Below are 18,286 nucleotides of genomic sequence, written 5' to 3'. Positions count from 1 at the left end.
GGGGTCGGGAGGGCGCGGAGGAAGCGCTCGGCCATCGGGACGGCCGAGGCGGTGCTGGCCCCGCCCTTCTCCACGAAGACGGCGAACGCCACGTCGCCCCGCCAGCCGACGAACCAGGCGTGGGTGTGCGCCGGGTTGTCGTCGTACTCGGCGGTGCCGGTCTTGCCGTACACCTCGCCCGGCACATCCTTGAGCGCGCTGCCGGTGCCGGCGGTGACCACCTCGCGCATCATCGTGCGCAGCGCCTTGACGGACTCTGGCTTGAGCTGCTCGCCTGCCGGCGCCGGCTTGGCCGGCGCCGGGTCGATCAGCAGCTTCGGCTGCTCGAAACGGCCGCGGGCGACGGCGGCGGTGGCGCCGGCCATGGCGAGCGGGCTGACCAGCGTCGTGCCCTGCCCGAACGACGCGGCGGCCTGCTCGGCCAGGCTGCCGCCCGTCGAGACCTTGCCGGTGAAGGCGTCCGTGCCGAGGTCCCACTGACCCTCCAGGCCCAGCGAGCGACCGGCGGCGGCCAGCCCGTCGCCGCCGAGCTTCGGGGCCAGCGCGGCGAACGCCGTGTTGCAGGACTTGGCGAAGTCGGTGCGGAACGGCACCGAGCCGAGCTCGAAGTTGTCCGAATTCTTGAAGGACCGGCCGTCCACGGTGAAGGTCTTCTTGCAGTCCACCGGCCCGTCCAGCGTGACCGCGCCCCGGTCCAGCAGGCCCAGCGTGCTGACCATCTTGAACGTGGAGCCCGGAGGAACCTGGGCGTCGAAGGCCAGATTCTCCCCGGCCGGACCGGGGCCGTTCGCGGCGGCGAGCACGGCGCCGTCGCTGATCCGGATCGCCACCAGGGCGGATCGGCGCGGCTCGGCGCGCAGTGCCCCGTCGGCCGCGTTCTGGACGGCGACGTCCAGCGTGGTCTTCAGCGCCTGCCCGGGCTGCGGCTCCCGGCGGAACAGCTCGGCGCCGGTGGGTTCGAGTTTGCCGCCCTCGGCCGGACGCTCGACCACCACGGTCAGCCCGGGGCCGCCGCGCAGTCGTTCGTCGTAGCGGCCCTGTAGCCCGCCGTGCCCGACCAGATCGCCGACGACGTACCGGTCGGGGTGCGCGGCGAGGTCGTCGGCCTGCGCCTGGTCGACACTGCCGAGCAGCGCGCGGGCGAACTCGCGGGTGGGCGCCAGGTCGATCTTGTCGGTGATGAACTTGGTGCCGGGCAGGTCGTAGATCCGGGGCTTGATCTGCAGGTACGCCTCCTCGCGGAGCGACACCACCTCGACGAATGCGCCCGGCTCGGCCTTGGCCACCCGGTCGGGCAGGTCGGCCACGTCGACGCCGGGGACCAGCGCCGGGCGGATGGCCTTGAACGCCGCGTCGAGGTCCTTGACGAGCTTCTTGAGGTCGGTGACGGCGTTGGGCTGCACGCCCACCCGGACCACCGGGCGGGGGGTCACCAGCGGCTTTCCGGCGTTGTCCAGCACGGCGGCGCGGGCACCGGGGTCGCGCCGCAGCGCCAACCGGTCGCCCTTGGTGAGCTGCTCGTGCACCACCTTCGGCTCCCAGATCACCTGCCACTGGTCGTCGTCGCCGTGGGCGAGCCGCACCTCCCGGTCGTACGCCCAGCGGGTCTGACCGGGCAGGGTCCACTCCACCTGGACGGTCGTGGTGGCGATGTCCTTCGTGATCTTCGGCTCGCCGCGACGCGTCAGCTTGGGCGGGGTGGCCGCCAGCTCACCGGAGAGGTCCTTGATCTCGCGCGCCACGTCGGCCGACGGCAGTTTCGAGCCGAGCGGGTCGATCAGACCGACCGCCTGGAGGTCACCGCTGCGCCAGCCCGCAAGGAAGGCGTCGACGGTGCGCTGCGGCCCGTCGTCACCGGAACAACCGACCAGGACACCCGCCGCGAGCAGCGCCGTGGTGACGGCGGCGGCGAGCCGGCGGGCGGGGTTCGGCCGGTGGGGCCGGGGGTACGACAAGGGCATGAAGCTGGTCCTTCCGATCTCGGACTGCCCTCGCACGGTAGTACGGGAACGCCGTCCCCAACGTCCCCCAGGTGCTCGGTCGCGCTCAAAGACGGGCCGCACCCGTGTGATGAACATCGCGTGGCGGGGTATCCCGCAGCCGGCCAACCTCGGACCCGCAACGGGTGAAAGGACAAAGTCCCGATCCGGACGTCTGGCCAGTGGTCCGCCGACGAAGGCGCAGAGCGGCAGGGCCTAGGCTGGGCGGCAGAGTGACCCACAACGCGGTGGGTCGAGGGGAGTGGCACCGATGGACCGGCGTCCGGCGATCAAACCGGAACCCGACCTCCGGCAGGATGACTCCGGCCGGGACGATGACAGCTTCGATTCGGCGACCGACGGGGACGGCTACGGCCGACTCGACACGGGAGTCACCGGGCTGACCGGGTCGAGCATCGACACCATCTACGATCTGGGTCTGCCAGCCGAGGCGCTGGCCGACGACGTGGAGGACGCCGAGCTCGACGAACCCGTCCCCAACGCGGAGCGCCTGGTGGCCCAGGCCGTCGCGCTCGCCGGGGACGACCACGACGCGGCGACACTTGTCGGCCGTTTCTGGCGGTTCGCCCCGGACGAGGAGCTGGTCGGCTTCACGGCGGAAGAGATGCTCGACGCGGCCCGGGCACACCGGGATCTCGCCCAGCAGCGGGTGCCGGGCGAGTTGAAGCTGCGGATCCACGAACCGCACGCCGACCAGCACCACACGGTCGTCGAGATCGTCACGGACGACATGCCGTTCCTGGTCGACTCGGTGACGGCGCTGCTCAACTCGTACCACCTGGACGTGCACCTGCTGGTGCACCCGCTGGTGGTGGTACGGCGGGAGCCGCTGGGCCGGCTCACCGAGGTCTCCGCGGATGTGGAACCGGACGACGCGATCAGCGGCGACATCATCGAGAGCTGGATGCGGATCGAGATCGACCCGGTCCGGGACGCGGCCGAACGGGACCGGTTGCGCCGCGAGTTGCAGCGGGTGCTCACCGACGTGCGGGAGGCGGTGGAGGACTGGCCGAAGATGCGTCAGCGTGCCCTCGCGCTCGCCGACGAGCTGGCGTCCGCCCGTACCTCCGACAACCGCCCACCGGTGCCGGAAAAGGACATCACCGACTCGGTGGAGCTGCTGCGCTGGCTCGCCCAGGACCACTTCACCTTCCTCGGTTACCGCGAGTACCGGTTGGTGGACGCCGACGGCGGCGACGCCGCCGACCCGGTCGACGGCAAGGCGTTGGAGGCGGTGCTCGGCACCGGGCTGGGCATTCTGCGCTCCGATTCGCCGGACGCGCGGTCGCTGTCCTCGATGACACCCGAGGCGCACGAGAAGGTGCTGGAGAAGCGCCTGCTGATCATCACGAAGGCCAACTCGCGGGCCACCGTGCACCGCTCGGCGTACCTGGACTACATCGGCTTCAAGATCTTCAACTCCGACGGTGACGTGATCGGCGAGCGGCGCTTCCTGGGCCTGTTCTCGACGGCCGCCTATCGGACCAGCGTCCGCGAGCTGCCGGTGGTACGCCGCAAGGTGGCCGAGGTGCTGGACCGCTCCGGCCTGAGCCAGCGCAGCCACTCGGGCAAGGATCTGATCCAGATCCTGGAGACCTACCCGCGCGACGAGCTGTTCCAGATCAAGACCGACGACCTGTACCACGCGGTGGTCGGCGTGCTGCGGATGGCCGGCCGCCGGCAGCTGCGGGTCTTCCTGCGGCGGGACGCGTACGGGCGGTTCATCTCCTGCCTGATCTACCTGCCCCGGGACCGGTTCACCACCCAGAACCGGCTGCGCATGCAGGACATCCTGCTGCGTGAGCTGAACGGTGTCGGGGTGGACTACACCACCCGGGTCACCGAGTCGATGCTGGCTCGGGTGCACTTCATCGTCCGTACCGACCCGACGCGGCCACCCGGCGACATCGACGCCGACCTGCTCGCCGAGGAGTTGGCCGACGCCACCCGGCTCTGGGACGACGACTACCGGTTGGTGCTGGAGCGCAAGCTCGGCGACGAGCAGGCCAAGCACCTGTTCACCCGGTACGCCGACGCGTTCCCGGAGGGCTACAAGGACGGGCACACGCCGTACGAGGCGATGAAGGACCTGGCGAAGCTGGAGCTGCTGGAGGAGCCCGGCCAGCTGGAGATGCACCTGTTCCGCAAGCAGTTGGCACCCCGGCCGGGCACCCGGGTACCCGGAGCCGACCTGGCCGAGGCGATGGACGTCCGGTTCAAGGTCTACCGGTACGGCGAGCCGATGATGCTCTCCGCCGTGCTGCCGGTGCTGCACTCGCTCGGCGTACGGGTGGTCGACGAGCACCCGTACGAGGTGGACCGGATCGACGGTCGGGTCTACCTGTACGACTTCGGCCTCATGCTGCCCGAGGGGCACCACGAGCTGGCCGAGGTGCGCCCGCACGTGGAGAACGCCTTCGCGGCTGCCTGGCGCGGCGAGGCCGAGGTGGACCGGTTCAACGAGCTGGTGCTGCGCGGCGGGCTGACCTGGCGGCAGGTGGTGGTGCTGCGGGCGTACGCGAAGTACCTGCGGCAGGCCGGCACGGTCTTCTCGCAGGACTACATGGAGCAGACCTTCATCGCGTACCCGAAGATCGCCGCGTTGCTGGTGGAGCTGTTCGAGACCCGGTTCGCGCCGGGCGAGCAGACGACCGAGCAGCGGCAGCAGCGCAGCGGTGAGCTGGTGGAGACGATCCGGGGCGCGCTGGACGACGTGGCGAGCCTCGACCAGGACCGGATCCTGCGCTCGTACCTGACGCTGATCGAGGCGACCCTGCGGACCAGCTTCTACCAGAAGCGCGCCGACGGGCGGCCGAAGGCGTACGTGGCGTTCAAGCTCGACCCGCAGGCCATCCCGGACCTGCCGGCGCCGCGACCGAAGTTCGAGATCTTCGTGTACTCGCCCCGCTTCGAGGGTGTGCACCTGCGATTCGGACCGGTGGCCCGGGGCGGGTTGCGCTGGTCCGACCGTCGGGAGGATTTCCGTACCGAGGTGCTCGGCCTGGTCAAGGCGCAGATGGTGAAGAACACCGTGATCGTGCCGGTGGGTGCCAAGGGCGGCTTCGTGCTGAAGCAGAAGCCGGGTGACCGGGACGAGGCGGTCGCCTGCTACCAGGAGTTCGTCGGCGCGATGCTGGACGTCACCGACAACATCGTCAGCGGGCAGATCGTGCCTCCCGTGGACGTGGTCCGGCACGACGACGACGACCCGTACCTGGTGGTGGCCGCCGACAAGGGCACGGCGACGTTCTCCGACATCGCCAACGAGATCTCCAAGACCCACAACTTCTGGATGGGCGACGCGTTTGCCTCCGGTGGTTCGGCTGGCTACGACCACAAGAAGATGGGCATCACCGCCCGGGGCGCCTGGGAGTCGGTCAAGCGGCACTTCCGGGAGCTGGGCCTGGACACCCAGACCCAGGAGTTCACTGTGGTCGGCGTCGGCGACATGTCCGGCGACGTGTTCGGCAACGGGATGCTGCTCTCCGAGCACATCCGGCTGGTGGCCGCCTTCGACCACCGGCACATCTTCCTCGACCCGGACCCGGACGCGGCCACCTCGTACGCGGAGCGGCGGCGGCTGTTCGATCTGCCCCGCTCGTCGTGGGAGGACTACAACCCGGAGCTGATCTCGGGCGGCGGCGGCATCTTCCCGCGTACCGCGAAGTCCATCCCGATCACGCCGCAGGTCCGGGCGGCGATCGGCCTGGACGACGACGTGACGCAGTTGTCACCGCAGGACCTGATGAAGGCGATCGTCACCGCCCCGGTGGACCTGTTCTGGAACGGCGGCATCGGCACCTACGTCAAGGCGTCCACCCAGACCAACGCCGAGGTGGGCGACAAGTCCAACGACGCGATCCGGGTGGACGGGCGCAGCCTGCGCTGCCGGGTGGCGGGCGAGGGCGGCAACCTGGGCTGGACCCAGCTCGGCCGGATCGAGTACGCGTTGACCGGTGGCCGGATCTACACGGACTTCATCGACAACGCGGCCGGGGTGGACACCTCCGACCACGAGGTGAACATCAAGATCCTGCTCAACACGGCGGTGGCCGACGGTGAGTTGACCATGGCCGACCGGGACGAGCTGCTGGCCGGGATGACCAACGAGGTCGCGGAGCTGGTGCTGCGGGACAACTACGACCAGGCTCGGGCGATCAACAACGCCCAGGCCCAGGCCGCCTCGCTGCTCCCGGTGCACCGTCGGATGATCAACGAGCTGGAGCGTTCGGGCGGGTTGGACCGCGCGCTGGAGGCGCTGCCGCCGGACGAGGAACTGGCGGTCCGTAGCGAGTCCGGGCTGACCGCGCCGGAGTTCGCCGTGCTGCTCGCGTACGTGAAGATCGTCCTGGAGCGGGAGATCCTCACCGAGGGGTTGGCCGACGAGGAGTGGACGACCGACGTCCTGGTCAACTACTTCCCGACGCCGATGCGTGAGCGGTTCGCCGACCGGATGGGCCGGCACCGGCTGCGCCGGGACATCGTCACCACAGTGCTGGTCAACGAGGCGATCAACCGGGGTGGCATCTCGTTCATCTTCCGGGTGGTCGAGGAGACGGCGGCCAGCGCGGCCGACGTGATCCGGGCGTACGTGGTGGTCAGCGAGGTGTTCGGCCTGCGCGACCTGTGGGACGCGGTCGAGGCGCTGGACAACAAGGTGGCGCCGGAGCTGCAGACCAGCGTCTACCTGGACACCCGTCGGCTGCTCGACCGGGCGGTGCGATGGCTGGTCTCCAACCGGCGTTCGCCGATCGACGTGCCGGCCGAGATCGCCCGGCTGCGCGACGGGGTCACCCGGCTGCTGCCGGGGCTGGAGGAGCTTTTCTACGGCAACGAGCGCCAGGGCATCGCCGCGCACATGGACTCGATGACCGAGCGTGGGCTGCCCCGCGAGCTGGCCGAGCGGGCCACCCGGCTGATGTACAGCTTCGGCCTGATGGACGTGGTGGAGACCGCGAACGCCAGTGGGCGGGACGTCAGCGAGGTGGCCTCGGTCTACTTCGTGCTGTCCGACCTGTTCCGGGTGGACTCGCTGCTGTCGAAGATCTCCCTGCTGCCGCGGGAGGACCGCTGGCAGACGTTGGCCCGGATGGCGCTGCGGTACGACCTGTACGCCGCGCTGGCCGCGCTCACCGCGGAGGTACTCGACTCCACCCCGGGCGACCTGCCGCCGCACGAGCGGGTTCAGCAGTGGGAGCAGTCGAACGCCACCTCGATCCACCGGGCGCGGCGGGCCATGGGTGAGTTCGACGAGTCGCGGGCGGACCTTGCCGCCCTGTCGGTGCTGCTGCGCCAGATCCGCACCCTGGTGCGGACCTCCGCAGCCGCCTGAGTCAGGTACGCCGGACGCGGTCCGGCCGGTCGGGGTGACCCGACCGGCCGGACCGCGTTTCGTTCGTCGTGGGTCACGCCGCCAGGGTGGCGAAGACGACGATGTTGTCCGGGTAGCTCTTCGCGGCCTGGTCGAACTGACCACCGCAGGTGACCACCCGCAGGCCGGGCCGGTCACTCGGTCCGTACACCAACTCGGTGGGGAAGGCCGTCTTCGGGTACGACTTCACCGAGTCGACAGTGAAGGTGGCCGGCACTCCGTCGGCGCGGCGCACTGTGACGGTGTCGCCGGGGGTGAGAGCGCCGAGGTCGAAGAAGACGGCCGGGCCGAGCACCGCCGAGTCCACGTGCCCGACGATCACCGCGTTACCCGTCTCGCCGGGGCTCGCGCCGGGCTCGTACCACCCGGCCTGGTCGGCCTTGTCCAGCGGAGGGACCTGGACGGTGCCGTCCGGGTTGGTGCCCAACGACATGATCGTCGCGTCGACGCCGATCCGGGGGATCTCGATGCTGGTCGGTGCCGAACGGGCCAACCCGGCCGCCGCCTGACCGACCGGCTGCCCGTCGAGCGGGGCATCGTCGGCGGTGCTCGCCGGCCCGGTCGCCTCGGGGCCGGCCTGGGCCAGCGGCTGCGGCGGTCGCGGAGTGGGCGTGGTCTTCAGGGAGGCGCCGATCATGCCGGCACCGATCATGGCCAGGGTAACGACGACGGCCGTGCCGGCGGCACGCCACGGTCTCCCGTGGCGGCCGCCGGCCGGTGTCGCCGTCACGTCAGACGAGCGAACCATCGGTCCGCCGACGACGCATCAGCACGATCCCGCCGAGCGCGGCAGCGCCGAGCACGCCCGCCCCGCCGGTGGCCAGACCCCGGTCGGTGCCGGTGCTGACGCCGCCGTCACCACCGTCGACACCGCCGTGCGGCAGCACGACGAGCTCGCCCTCGCCGCAGGAGCCCTTGAGCTCGTAGCGACCCGGCTTGGCGTCCTTGTCGACCTTGGCTTCGCCGTAGTAGACGAACTCGCGCTCCTCGTGCCGGCCACGCTCGTCCGAGCCGCGCTCGTCCTTGCCGTAACCGCCACGCTCGTCCGAGCCGTGCTCGTCCTTGTTCTCCCAGCCCTTGTCCGAGCCGTATTCGGAGCCGTGCTCGTCCTTGTTCTCCCAGCCCTTGTCCGAGCCGTATTCGGAGCCGTGCTCGTCCTTGTTCTCCCAGCCCTTGTCCGAGCCGTATTCGGAGCCGTGCTCGTCCTTGGACTCCCAGCCCTTGTCCGAGCCGTACTCGGAGCCGTGCTCGTCCTTGGACTCCCAGTCCTTCTTGCCTTCGTCCTTGGAGTCCCAGTCCTTCTTGTCACGGCCCTCTTCAGCGTCCTGGCCGTGCTCCTCGCCCTTCCAGTCCTTGCTGCCCTCGTCGCCGTAGGCGTCGGCGGCAGCGCCGCCACCCTGGCCACCCTTGCCGTTCTCGTCCTTGCCCTTGTCGTCCTTGCCCTTGTCGTCCTTGCCGTGCTCGTCCTTGCCGTTCTCGTCCTTGCCTTCGTGGTCCTTGCCCTTGTCGTCCTTGCCGTGCTCGTCCTTGCCGTGCTCGTCCTTGCCGTTCTCGTCCTTGCCGTTCTCGTCCTTGCCCTTGTCGTGGTCGGAGGAGTTCTCCTCCTCGCGCCACTCGCGGTCCTCACCCCGGTCTTCATCCGCCGGCTTGAGCTTGACCTTGCCGGTGACCTTGGACCACACGTACGCGTGCTCCTGCCGATCCGGGCAGATCTCGAGGAGCTTGACCTCGTCGCCAGCCTTGACGACGTGCGGCTTGGCGTAGACCTTGCCGTCGTCGTGGCCGTCGGCGAATGCGATCCCCGGTGCGAACACCAGGAGCGACGCGCCGCCGAGCGCGGCGCCCGCAACGACCTTCCCGAGCATCTTCTTAGCCATGACCTGCGTCACTCCATCCCTGTTGTCCTGAGCTCGGCGACAACCGAGCTAAGACCGACGTTAGACCGTTTCATGACTTATGAAGTGAAAGATTCGCGTTTTGACCTTTAAGCCGCTAAGGGGTGAAGGGGTGCTACGCGGCTTTCGCCGCGCCGAGCGTCGTGTCGGGCGTCGCGGGACCTTCTGGGTGGCGCACGGCGTTCCGCGCTCCGTGCGCCCGCCCTGCCCCGCTCATCGCGTTACGGCGGGTCCGGGCCACCCGTGCCGGTCGGGCCCACTCGGAGGTATCGTCCGAACGGCTCCCGCAACGCATCGAGCCATTGCCATGGAAGCGCTCCCATGCAAGAATCGGCGAACGCGGTTCAGAGAGCCACACCGTGCAGGCAGGGGAGTCGAGGGCACCCGGGTCACCGGGCGACGCACCCGCCGCCGATCGACCGGCCGACGCATCGGGCGGGCACCACCACCACCATCGCCCGTCCGGGTCGGGCGCCCCCCAAAGAATCCCGTGGCGCCGACGGCCGTCCGTGCAGGACGCCCATCGGGCCGTCCCGCCGGGCCGTACGTGGGCCCGGTCTCGCCCAAGGAGATCAGTGGCATGAATGTGTGGAGAAGGCTAACCGGCCCACGCCGGGCCCTCGCGCTCGCCGGCGCGGGTGCCCTGGTCGCCGGTGGGCTCGTAACGATTCCGGTTACCGCGGCGCAGGCCGCGACGCAGTGCGACATCGCGTACACGAGTAACGACTGGCAGGGCGGCTTCACCGCGAACATCACCATCAAGAACGTCGGCGACCCGCTGAACGGCTGGACGCTGGGCTGGACCTTCCCCAACTCCAGCCAGCGGGTGCAGCAGGGCTGGTCGGCCACGTTCACCCAGTCCGGCAGCCAGGTGACCGCGCGCAGCATGTCCTACAACGGCACCCTGGCCACCGGTGCGTCGACGAGCATCGGCTTCAACGGCGCGTGGAGTGGCAGCAACCCGAAGCCGACCTCGTTCACCCTGAACGGTGTGGTCTGCAACGGTGGCACCACCCCGCCGACCACGCCGCCGCCCGGCACCAAGGTCGACAACCCGTACGTCGGGGTGCGCGGTTACGTGAACCCGGAGTGGAAGGCCAAGGCGGACGCCGAGGCCGGCGGAAGCCGGGTTTCCAACAACCCCACCGCCGTCTGGCTGGACCGGATCGCCGCGATCAACGGCACGCCGAACAGCAGCTCCAACGGTGCCTTCGGGGTGAAGGAGCACCTGGACGAGGCGCTGCGCCAAGGCGCCGGCTACATCCAGTTCGTGATCTACAACCTGCCCGGCCGGGACTGCTCCGCGCTCGCCTCCAACGGTGAGCTGGGTCCGGACGAGCTGCCGAAGTACAAGGCCCAGTACATCGACCCGATCGCCGCGATCCAGGGCCAGTCGAAGTACAGCAGCCTGCGGATCATCAACATCATCGAGATCGACTCGCTGCCGAACCTGGTGACCAACACCTCCGGTCAGCCCGGCGGCACGGTCATGTGCGACACGGTCAAGGCAAACGGTGCCTACGTCAACGGCGTCGGCTACGCCTTGGCCAAGCTGGGCGCGATCGGCAACGTCTACAACTACATCGACTCCGGGCACCACGGCTGGCTCGGTTGGGACAGCAACTTCAACCCGAGCGCCGAAATCCTGAAGACCGCCGCAGTCGCTTCCGGCAGCACTGTCAACAACGTGCACGGCTTCATCACCAACACCGCGAACTACTCGGCGCTGCAGGAGCCGTACTTCAAGGTCACCGACAACGTGAACGGCCAGACGGTGCGGCAGTCCAAGTGGGTCGACTGGAACTACTACGTCGACGAGCTGTCGTTCGCCCAGGCGTTCCGGACCAAGCTGGTCTCGTTGGGCTTCAACTCGAACATCGGCATGCTCATCGACACCTCCCGCAACGGTTGGGGCGGCTCCGCCCGACCCACCGGGCCGGGCGCGACGACGAGCGTCGACACGTACGTCAACGGTGGCCGCATCGACCGCCGGGCGCACCTCGGCAACTGGTGCAACCAGGCCGGTGCCGGTCTCGGTGAGCGGCCGCGGGCCAACCCGGCGACGGGCATCGACGCCTACGTCTGGGTGAAGCCGCCGGGCGAGTCGGACGGCTCCAGCAGCGAGATCCCGAACAACGAGGGCAAGGGCTTCGACCGGATGTGCGACCCGACGTACGGCGGCAACGCCCGCAACGGCAACAACCCGTCGGGAGCTCTGGGCAACGCGCCGATCTCCGGTGCCTGGTTCTCCGCCCAGTTCCAGGAGCTCATGCGCAACGCCTACCCGGCCCTCTGATCGGGTAGCTCACGCACCAACCCGCTGCCAGTGGTTGGTGAGGCACTGTTGGCAGCAGGTTCCCCCCGGGTCCCCGGTTCGACCGTCACAGGTCGGGCCGGGGACCCCCCTTTCGGACCCCGATCAGGGCACTGTCCGTTCGATCGCCGCCCGGCCCTGCTCGGCCAGGTCACGGCGGGCCTTCTCCAGGTTCTCCGGTGTCAGATCCTGCCCGCGGGCCATCACCAGGTCCTCCGGCTCCCAGGGCTGCTCGCCCCCGGTGCGGATGTTGTCCCCGCCGGCGCCGGTGCCCGTCCCGGTCGCCCCGGTGCCGGCGGCGTACGGGTCACCGATCAGCTCGTCGGTGTCCGGTGCGAGGTCGTCCGGTCGGCTCCGAGGCTCGGCGAAGCCCGGCGTGTCCCGGTCCGGGCCACCTCCGGTCCGCAACTGCGGCACGGTGGCGTCATCGTCCACCGCCGAGGCCACCTCGGGGCTGTCCTCCAGCGGCGGTTGGCGATCGCGATCGGTCATGGTGCTGCCTCCTGTGTCCGACACGGTGCCTGATTTCCCCCGCGTACCCCTTCGTGCCGCGCTCATGCCGCACGGCCCGGCGGTCGGAGCCGGGCCGTGCGCACGCCGTGCGAGTCAGGTGGTCAGGCGTCGGGCTGCTGCTCGTTCGGGGACGGCGCTTCCGCTGGGCGCCACCACTGCCAGAGCAGCATGAGCAGACCGAACACGAGCATCGCCAGCCCGGCCCACAGGTTGATCCGTACGCCTTCGGCCTTGTCGATCTCGGCCCGGCTGTCGAAGATGCCGATCAGCGTCACGATGACCCCGTACGCGACGAAGAGGCCACCGATCACCCGGCGGATGTCGAACAGCCGAGCCGCGGCGGAACGTCGCTGCTCCGCCTGCGCCTCGTCGATCAGCGGGTCCTGTGCCGGCTGGCCGTCGTTGCTCATCTGCCGACCCCTTTCCTCAGAAGACCGGGATGTAGAAGAGGGCGGCCAGCGCGACCGCGATCAGACCGAGCAGCACCGGGGAGCGGTACCAGGCGGCGTCCCCGGTGAGCACGTCGCCCTTCAGGTCGACGCCGCCCATGCCGTACACCAACCCGCGCAGCTCCTCGTCCCGCTTGGGTGAGGTGAGCGGAGTGACGATCGCGGCGACCACCACCGCCGTGACGAACGCCAGACCGGCGCCCCAGAAGCTCTCCTCCAGGTCGGAGTTGAAATCGACCACCCCGCCCTTGTAGAGCAGGTACAGGCTCAGCGACACCAGGGTGCCCAGCAGCAGCGACCAGAAGCCGGCCAGCGCGCTCATCCGCTTCCAGAACATGCCGATGATGAAGGTGGCGAACAGCGGTGCGTTGAAGACGGAGAAGAGCGCCTGGATGTAGTTCATGATGTTGCTGAACCCGGCCGCGATGAACGCGGTGCCGATCCCGATCACCACTGCGCCGACCGTCGCCCACCGGCCGACCCGCAGGTAGTGCTCGTCCGACCGGTCGCGGCGGATGTACGCCTGCCAGATGTCGTAGGTGAAGACGGTGTTGAAGCCGCTCACGTTGGCCGCCATGCCGGCCATGAACGAGGCGAGCAGGCCGGTGACCGCCACCCCGAGCACGCCGTTGGGGAGCAGGTCGCGCATCAGCAGCGGGATGGCGTTGTTGTACTGGAGGTCGCCGCTCTCCGCGCCGAGGCCCTTCACCGTCACCAGGGCCACCAGGCCGGGAATGACCGTGACCAGGGGGATGAACAACTTCGGGTACGCGGCGATGATCGGCGTACGCCGGGCGGCGCTCATGTTCTTCGCCGAGAGGGCCCGCTGCACCTCGGCGAAGTTCGTCGTCCAGTAGCCGAACGACAGCACGAAGCCGAGGCCGAAGACGATGCCGATCCACTGCGCGCCCAGCGGGTTGGCGGTGCTGCCGGTGTCCTGCCACGCGTGCAGGCCGGCCTCGCCGAGTTTGGTGTCGCCGACCGCGTCCATCAGGCCGTTCCACCCGCCGACCTTGACCAGGCCGATCACGGTGACCGGGATGAGGCCGGCCAGGATGACGAAGAACTGGAGCACCTCGTTGTAGATCGCCCCGGACAGGCCACCGATGGTGATGTACGCCAGCACGATCGCCGCGCCGACCACGATCGCCGTCCAGAGCGGCCAGCCGAGCAGCGCCTGCATGACGAGGGCCAGCGCGTACAGGTTCACGCCGGCGATCAGCACCTGGGCGACGGCGAAGCTGATCGCGTTGAGCAGGTGGGTGGGGCGGTTGAACCGCAGCCGCAGGTACTCCGGCACGCTGCGGACTTTGGAGCCGTAGTAGAAGGGCATCATCACGATGCCCAGGAAGACCATCGCCGGGACCGCGCCGATCCAGTAGTAGTGGACCGTCATCACGCCGTACTGGGCCCCGTTGGCGGCCATCCCGATGATCTCCAAGGCGCCCAGGTTCGCCGAGACGAAGGCGAGACCGGTCACCCAGGCCGGCAGCGAGCGGCCGGAGAGGAAGAAGTCGACGCTGGTCCGGATGGCCCGGCGCGCGGCGAAGCCGACCCCGAGGACGGTGACGAAGTACAGCGCCAGGATCAGGTAGTCCAGGCCGTTCATGTTGAGCCGAAGACCGTCGCCGTCCATCCCGTCACCCCTCGTCCCGGCGTCCGCGCTGGTGGTGTGCGCGCGCCCTATTACCCCGTCCGCGCGGTTTCACTCCTGGGGGTCGGGATCGTCGTATTCGGGCAATTCGGGCGGTCTGGCGGGCTACGCGACGATCGGCACGCAAGCTGGCGCCCCGGCCGTTTCGGCCGGGGCGCCAGTGTTGGTCCGGTGACTCAGCGACCGAGTACGCGGTCCAGGAAGTCCCGGTAGTTGCGGACCGCCATTCGCAGTTGCTCGGTGTCGGACGAGCCGGCGTCCTGCCACCCGCCCAGCGTGTTCTTCTGCGCCGCCAGCGCCGAGGAGAGGGCCTGGATGGCCTCCTCCACCAGCGACTGCGCCTCGCCGGCAGCCGCCTGCGGGTCGTCGACGAAACGCAGCTGCACGTCCCGCCAGCGGTCCCGGAAGCCCTGCGCGGTGTCCGTGTCGAGGAGCGTGGCCGGCTCGGCCGCGACCGTCGACCCGGCGGGCCGGGATGTTCCGGCGGACTCCAGCGTGGGGCTGGTGTCGTCGCCGGGGACCGGTTCGCCGTCCGCGTCCGGGTCGACCATCTCCGGTGTCGCGCTGCCGTAGCCGGCTGCGCCCGCTGCGGCGGCATCCCGATCGCCGGTCAGATCGCCACGCCGCTCCGGGTCGCCGTCCGTGCTCCCCGGCGCGACGACGGTCCGCGCGGAGGTGTCCGTGTCGGCGCGGTCGTCCAGGTCGGTGGGGTCGTCGACGTCCGTGTTGTCGTCGACGTCCGCGTCGCGGCGGTGCAGCTCGGCGGTGGGGTCGGCCCGCAGACCCTCCCGCTCACCGTCCTCGGCGCCGTCGCCCGGCTGGGCGGTCCGCTCGGCCCTCGGGTCCGGCTGATCCTGCGGGTGCGGGCTGGCCAGCGCGGAGGCGGCCACCGCGTCGGCCACCGTGGTGGCGCCGAACGTCGTCGGCAGCGGCCCCGGCTCGTGGAAACCGCCCTCGTCGGTGGACCGGTCGTCGCGCCGGTGGCGCGGGTCGGAGTCGTCGGTCAGCTCGTCGTCGACCGTGGCGTCCCGGTCGGTGTCGCCGGTCCGCTCATGGACGGCGGCCCGCTCGTCGAAGGTGCCCCGGTCGTCGAGGGCGTCCTCCGGGACATCGGAACGGTCGGCCCGGTCGCCGGCCGGGGGTACCGGCACGGGCGCAGACCGGACGGCCTCCGGGTGGTCGTTGCTCACCGGCTGCTCTTCTTGGCGCATCGGTGGCCTCCTCAGCGGCTCGTGGCGTCGTGGTCCGGGTGGTGGCGCTGTTCGGGCGTGCGTTGGCCGACCGGCTCCTCACCCAGCAGGTCGGCGAAGAGTGCGCGGTAGTGCACGACCGCCTGCCGCAGCTCCTCGGTGCTGGCCTCGCCCCGGGAGTTGCGCAGGTGGATCTCGTGCGCGTCCCGGTAGTTGGTCAGCGTGCGGGCGTGCTCGACGGAGAGGTGGGCGATCTGGTCGGAGAAGTCACCGGTCGGGTAGCCCTGCTCCTCGATGAGCCGGGTGACCAGTTCGTCCGCGTCGCCCACGGTCTCGCCGGGGGAGTCGATGAAGCGGACCTGGAGTTCCTCCCAGGCGGCGGCGTACCGGGCCCGGGACTCGGGGGTGAGTGGGGTGAGCGTGAGCTCGGCATGCCGGCGTTCCCGGTCGCGCAGTTCGCGCTCCGCGGCGGACCGGCTGTCCTGTTCCGCCACCACCCGGTCGTACTCCGGCCCGAACCGGTTGCGCAGGGCCCGGCGGTTGTTGAGCGAGCGGGCGGCCACGGCCAGCACCGCGACGATCACCAGCACGACGAGCACGATGACGACTATCTGCGTGGGCGACATGGGCTCCTCCTTCGTCATCTGCTATTCCCTCCGCGCAGTGATCGCCAATCCCGATCCGAGGCACTTTCCTGACGAGGGGCCCAACTACTCACCGGCCAAGACCTGATTCATCCCGGAAGAGGCGCTTGGGCGGTGGAGACACGGGCGGTAGTGAAACAGCCTCCGATTACGTATCCTGCCCAAGGCGCCCGCGCCGGTGCCCGGCGACGCGGCCGGGCGCGCAGCCGGCAGGCGCGGTGCCCGGCGGTGCCGGCGCCCCTCCTGCCACCCTGTACGGGCGAGGTCTGATGAAAACCCGCGACTGGCCGATCCGCTCGAAGCTGACCGCGTTGGTCGTCGCGCCGGTGACCGCGCTCCTGGCGCTGTGGATCTTCGCGACCACGCTGACCTTCGGGCCCGCCCTGAACCTGCTCTCCGCCCGCACCCTGTTGTACGACCTGGGTCGCCCCGGCGAGACGGTCGTCACCGAGCTGCAACGGGAACGCCGACTGTCGGTGGTGCAGCTCGCCGGCAACACCGAGCTGCCCGCACTCGCCGAACAGCGCGGACGCACCGATCGAGCGGTAGCCGAGCTGCGCCGCCGGGTGGACGGGGAACCGCTGCGCGACGCCGCGGACGACCTGCTGGAAACCCGGGTCGACCAGCTGGTCACCGCCCTGTCGGCGTTGCCCAACGGGCGGAAGTTCATCGACGAGCGCAAGGTGGACCGGGCCGGCGCGATCGGCCTGTACAGCGGCATGGTCTCCGCGGCCTTCCAGGCGTTCGCCGGGATGGCGACGCTGACCGACCCGGACCTCAACCGGCAGGCTCTGGCGCTCACCGCGCTGGGTCGCTCCCGGGAACTGCTCGGTCAGAGCGACGCGCTGTTGGCCGGCGCGCTGACCGCCGGACGGTTCGCCGAGGGCGAGCACACCCAGCTCGTCCAGGCCATCGGCAACCAACGGTGGCTCACCGAGAGCGCCGTCGCCGACCTGCCCGAGAGCAGCCGGGTCGCGTACCAACGGTTGACCGAGAGCGAGGCGTTCACCCGGCTGCGCAGCATGCAGGACGCGCTGGTCGTACCCAACCGGTCCGGCCGGCCGACGGTCGACGCGGCGGCCTGGCAGGCCAGCCAGGACACGGTGCAGCAGCAGTTGCGGGACTTCGAACTGTCCGAGGCCGACGCTCTCACCGACCGTTCGGTGCCCATGGCGGTCCGCATCCTGGTGCGGCTGGCCGCCGCCGGCGTACTCGGGCTCGTCGCGGTGGTCGTCTCGGTGCTGGTGGCATTGCGGGTCGGCCGCACCCTGGTCCGCCGGCTCAGCGGCGTCCGCACCGCCGCGCTGGAGCTGGCCGAGCACCGGCTGCCCGACGTGGTGGCCCGGCTGCGCCGGGGCGAGCAGGTCGACGTCGCTCGGGAGGCGCCGCCGCTGGAGTACGGTCACGACGAGATCGGTGAGGTCGGGCGCGCCTTCACCGAGGTGCAGCGCACCGCCGTCCAGGCCGCGGTGGACGAGGTCACCCTGCGTCGCGGGCTCAACGAGGTCTTCCTCAACATCGCCCGACGGAGCCAGAGCCTGGTACACCGTCAGCTGCACCTGCTGGACCGGATGGAGCGGCGTAGCGAGGACCCGGACGAGCTGGCCGAGCTGTTCCGGGTCGACCACCTGGCCACCCGGCTGCGCCGGCACGCCGAGGATCTGGTCATCCTCGCCGGCTCCGCGCCCGGCCGGGGCTGGCGGAACCCGGTCGCGATGGTCGACCTGATCCGCGGCGCGATCTCCGAGGTCGAGGCGTACGAACGGGTGGACGTCAAGGCCGTGCACCCGGCCGGCGTGCTGGGGCGGTCGGTCGGCGACATCATCCACCTGCTCGCCGAGCTGGTCGAGAACGCCACCGCCTTCTCCCCGCCGGACACCCGGGTCACCGTCACCGGGGCGCAGGTGGCCAACGGGTACGCCCTGGAGATCACCGATCAGGGGCTGGGCATGTCCGACGCGGCACTGGAGACCGCCAACACCCGACTGGCCAGCTCGCCGGAGTTCGACCCGGCGCAGAGCGCCCGACTCGGCCTGTTCGTGGTGGCCCGGCTGGCGGCCCGGCACGGCGTACGGGTGCGGTTGCGCCCATCCGGGAAGGGCGGCGTGACAGCCGTGGTGCTGGTCCCCGGCGACCTGGTCACCACCGAGCCGCCGGCCGGCCCCGACCCCGCCACGCTCGGTACCGCGTCGGCCGACCCGAGCCGGCGGCTGGCTCGGACGGCGCGCCGTGCCGGCCTGGAGTGCCGCCATCACC

Annotated in this window: 11 protein-coding genes; 3 read left to right on the top strand and 8 right to left on the bottom strand. The window is 70.4% G+C overall.

The annotated features are described in order from the left end of the window. On the bottom strand, positions 1 to 1,961 hold a 1,961-nt coding region (locus DLJ58_RS25480), incomplete at its 3' end, for a penicillin-binding transpeptidase domain-containing protein (RefSeq protein WP_124859989.1). A gap of 289 nt (positions 1,962 to 2,250) precedes the next feature. Between DLJ58_RS25480 and DLJ58_RS25475 the strand changes: the two genes are divergently transcribed. Further along, positions 2,251 to 7,332, top strand: coding sequence for an NAD-glutamate dehydrogenase (locus tag DLJ58_RS25475; protein WP_124859987.1), 5,082 nt, complete (start codon positions 2,251 to 2,253; stop codon positions 7,330 to 7,332). 73 nt (positions 7,333 to 7,405) lie between these two features. Here the strand turns inward: DLJ58_RS25475 and DLJ58_RS25470 are convergent, their stop codons facing one another. Together DLJ58_RS25470 and DLJ58_RS25465 are read right to left on the bottom strand one after the other, a co-directional pair. Continuing rightward, entirely contained in the window at positions 7,406 to 8,101 is a 696-nt protein-coding gene (locus DLJ58_RS25470; protein ID WP_124859985.1) for a class F sortase, read from the bottom strand. A 1-nt stretch (position 8,102) separates the two neighbouring features. After that, complete coding sequence (locus DLJ58_RS25465) at positions 8,103 to 9,248, bottom strand: hypothetical protein (protein WP_124859983.1); 1,146 nt, start codon at positions 9,246 to 9,248, stop codon at positions 8,103 to 8,105. A gap of 598 nt (positions 9,249 to 9,846) precedes the next feature. Here DLJ58_RS25465 and DLJ58_RS25460 point away from each other — a divergent pair. Further along, a complete protein-coding gene (locus tag DLJ58_RS25460) occupies positions 9,847 to 11,562 on the top strand; it encodes a glycoside hydrolase family 6 protein (RefSeq protein ID WP_124859981.1) in 1,716 nt (571 codons plus the stop codon). Between the two features lie 123 nt (positions 11,563 to 11,685). Here DLJ58_RS25460 and DLJ58_RS25455 read toward each other — a convergent pair whose 3' ends face one another. The 5 genes from DLJ58_RS25455 to DLJ58_RS25435 all read right to left on the bottom strand — a co-directional run bounded on the left by DLJ58_RS25455 (position 11,686) and on the right by DLJ58_RS25435 (position 16,012). Then, positions 11,686 to 12,072 (bottom strand): hypothetical protein, encoded by a 387-nt coding sequence (locus tag DLJ58_RS25455; protein ID WP_091405768.1) that lies wholly within the window; start codon positions 12,070 to 12,072, stop codon positions 11,686 to 11,688. A 122-nt stretch (positions 12,073 to 12,194) separates the two neighbouring features. Next, a complete protein-coding gene (locus DLJ58_RS25450) occupies positions 12,195 to 12,503 on the bottom strand; it encodes a hypothetical protein (RefSeq protein WP_124859979.1) in 309 nt (102 codons plus the stop codon). 16 nt (positions 12,504 to 12,519) lie between these two features. After that, a complete protein-coding gene (locus DLJ58_RS25445; RefSeq protein ID WP_124859977.1) occupies positions 12,520 to 14,178 on the bottom strand; it encodes a sodium:solute symporter family protein in 1,659 nt (552 codons plus the stop codon). 194 nt (positions 14,179 to 14,372) lie between these two features. Continuing rightward, positions 14,373 to 15,407: a hypothetical protein gene (locus tag DLJ58_RS35215; protein ID WP_124859975.1), complete on the bottom strand. Its 1,035-nt coding sequence runs from the start codon at positions 15,405 to 15,407 to the stop codon at positions 14,373 to 14,375. An 11-nt stretch (positions 15,408 to 15,418) separates the two neighbouring features. Beyond that, a complete protein-coding gene (locus DLJ58_RS25435; RefSeq protein ID WP_112676003.1) occupies positions 15,419 to 16,012 on the bottom strand; it encodes a hypothetical protein in 594 nt (197 codons plus the stop codon). 287 nt (positions 16,013 to 16,299) lie between these two features. Here DLJ58_RS25435 and DLJ58_RS25430 point away from each other — a divergent pair. Continuing rightward, positions 16,300 to 18,286, top strand: a 1,987-nt coding sequence (locus DLJ58_RS25430) for a sensor histidine kinase (protein ID WP_148098010.1), incomplete at its 3' end; no start/stop codon positions are given.

It is taken from the genome of Micromonospora arida, from assembly GCF_003857035.1.
GTDB lineage: Bacteria > Actinomycetota > Actinomycetes > Mycobacteriales > Micromonosporaceae > Micromonospora > Micromonospora arida.
This window is presented reverse-complemented; position numbering and strand designations above follow the sequence as displayed.

Bases quoted from the DNA above. Each gene is read 5' to 3' on its own strand.
- DLJ58_RS35215 (WP_124859975.1), bottom strand. From the start codon at position 15,407: ATGCGCCAAGAAGAGCAGCCGGTGAGCAACGACCACCCGGAGGCCGTC.
- DLJ58_RS25455 (WP_091405768.1), bottom strand. From the start codon at position 12,072: ATGACCGATCGCGATCGCCAACCGCCGCTGGAGGACAGCCCCGAGGTG.
- DLJ58_RS25460 (WP_124859981.1), top strand. From the start codon at position 9,847: ATGAATGTGTGGAGAAGGCTAACCGGCCCACGCCGGGCCCTCGCGCTC.
- DLJ58_RS25450 (WP_124859979.1), bottom strand. From the start codon at position 12,503: ATGAGCAACGACGGCCAGCCGGCACAGGACCCGCTGATCGACGAGGCG.
- DLJ58_RS25465 (WP_124859983.1), bottom strand. From the start codon at position 9,248: ATGGCTAAGAAGATGCTCGGGAAGGTCGTTGCGGGCGCCGCGCTCGGC.
- DLJ58_RS25475 (WP_124859987.1), top strand. From the start codon at position 2,251: ATGGACCGGCGTCCGGCGATCAAACCGGAACCCGACCTCCGGCAGGAT.
- DLJ58_RS25435 (WP_112676003.1), bottom strand. From the start codon at position 16,012: ATGTCGCCCACGCAGATAGTCGTCATCGTGCTCGTCGTGCTGGTGATC.
- DLJ58_RS25445 (WP_124859977.1), bottom strand. From the start codon at position 14,178: ATGGACGGCGACGGTCTTCGGCTCAACATGAACGGCCTGGACTACCTG.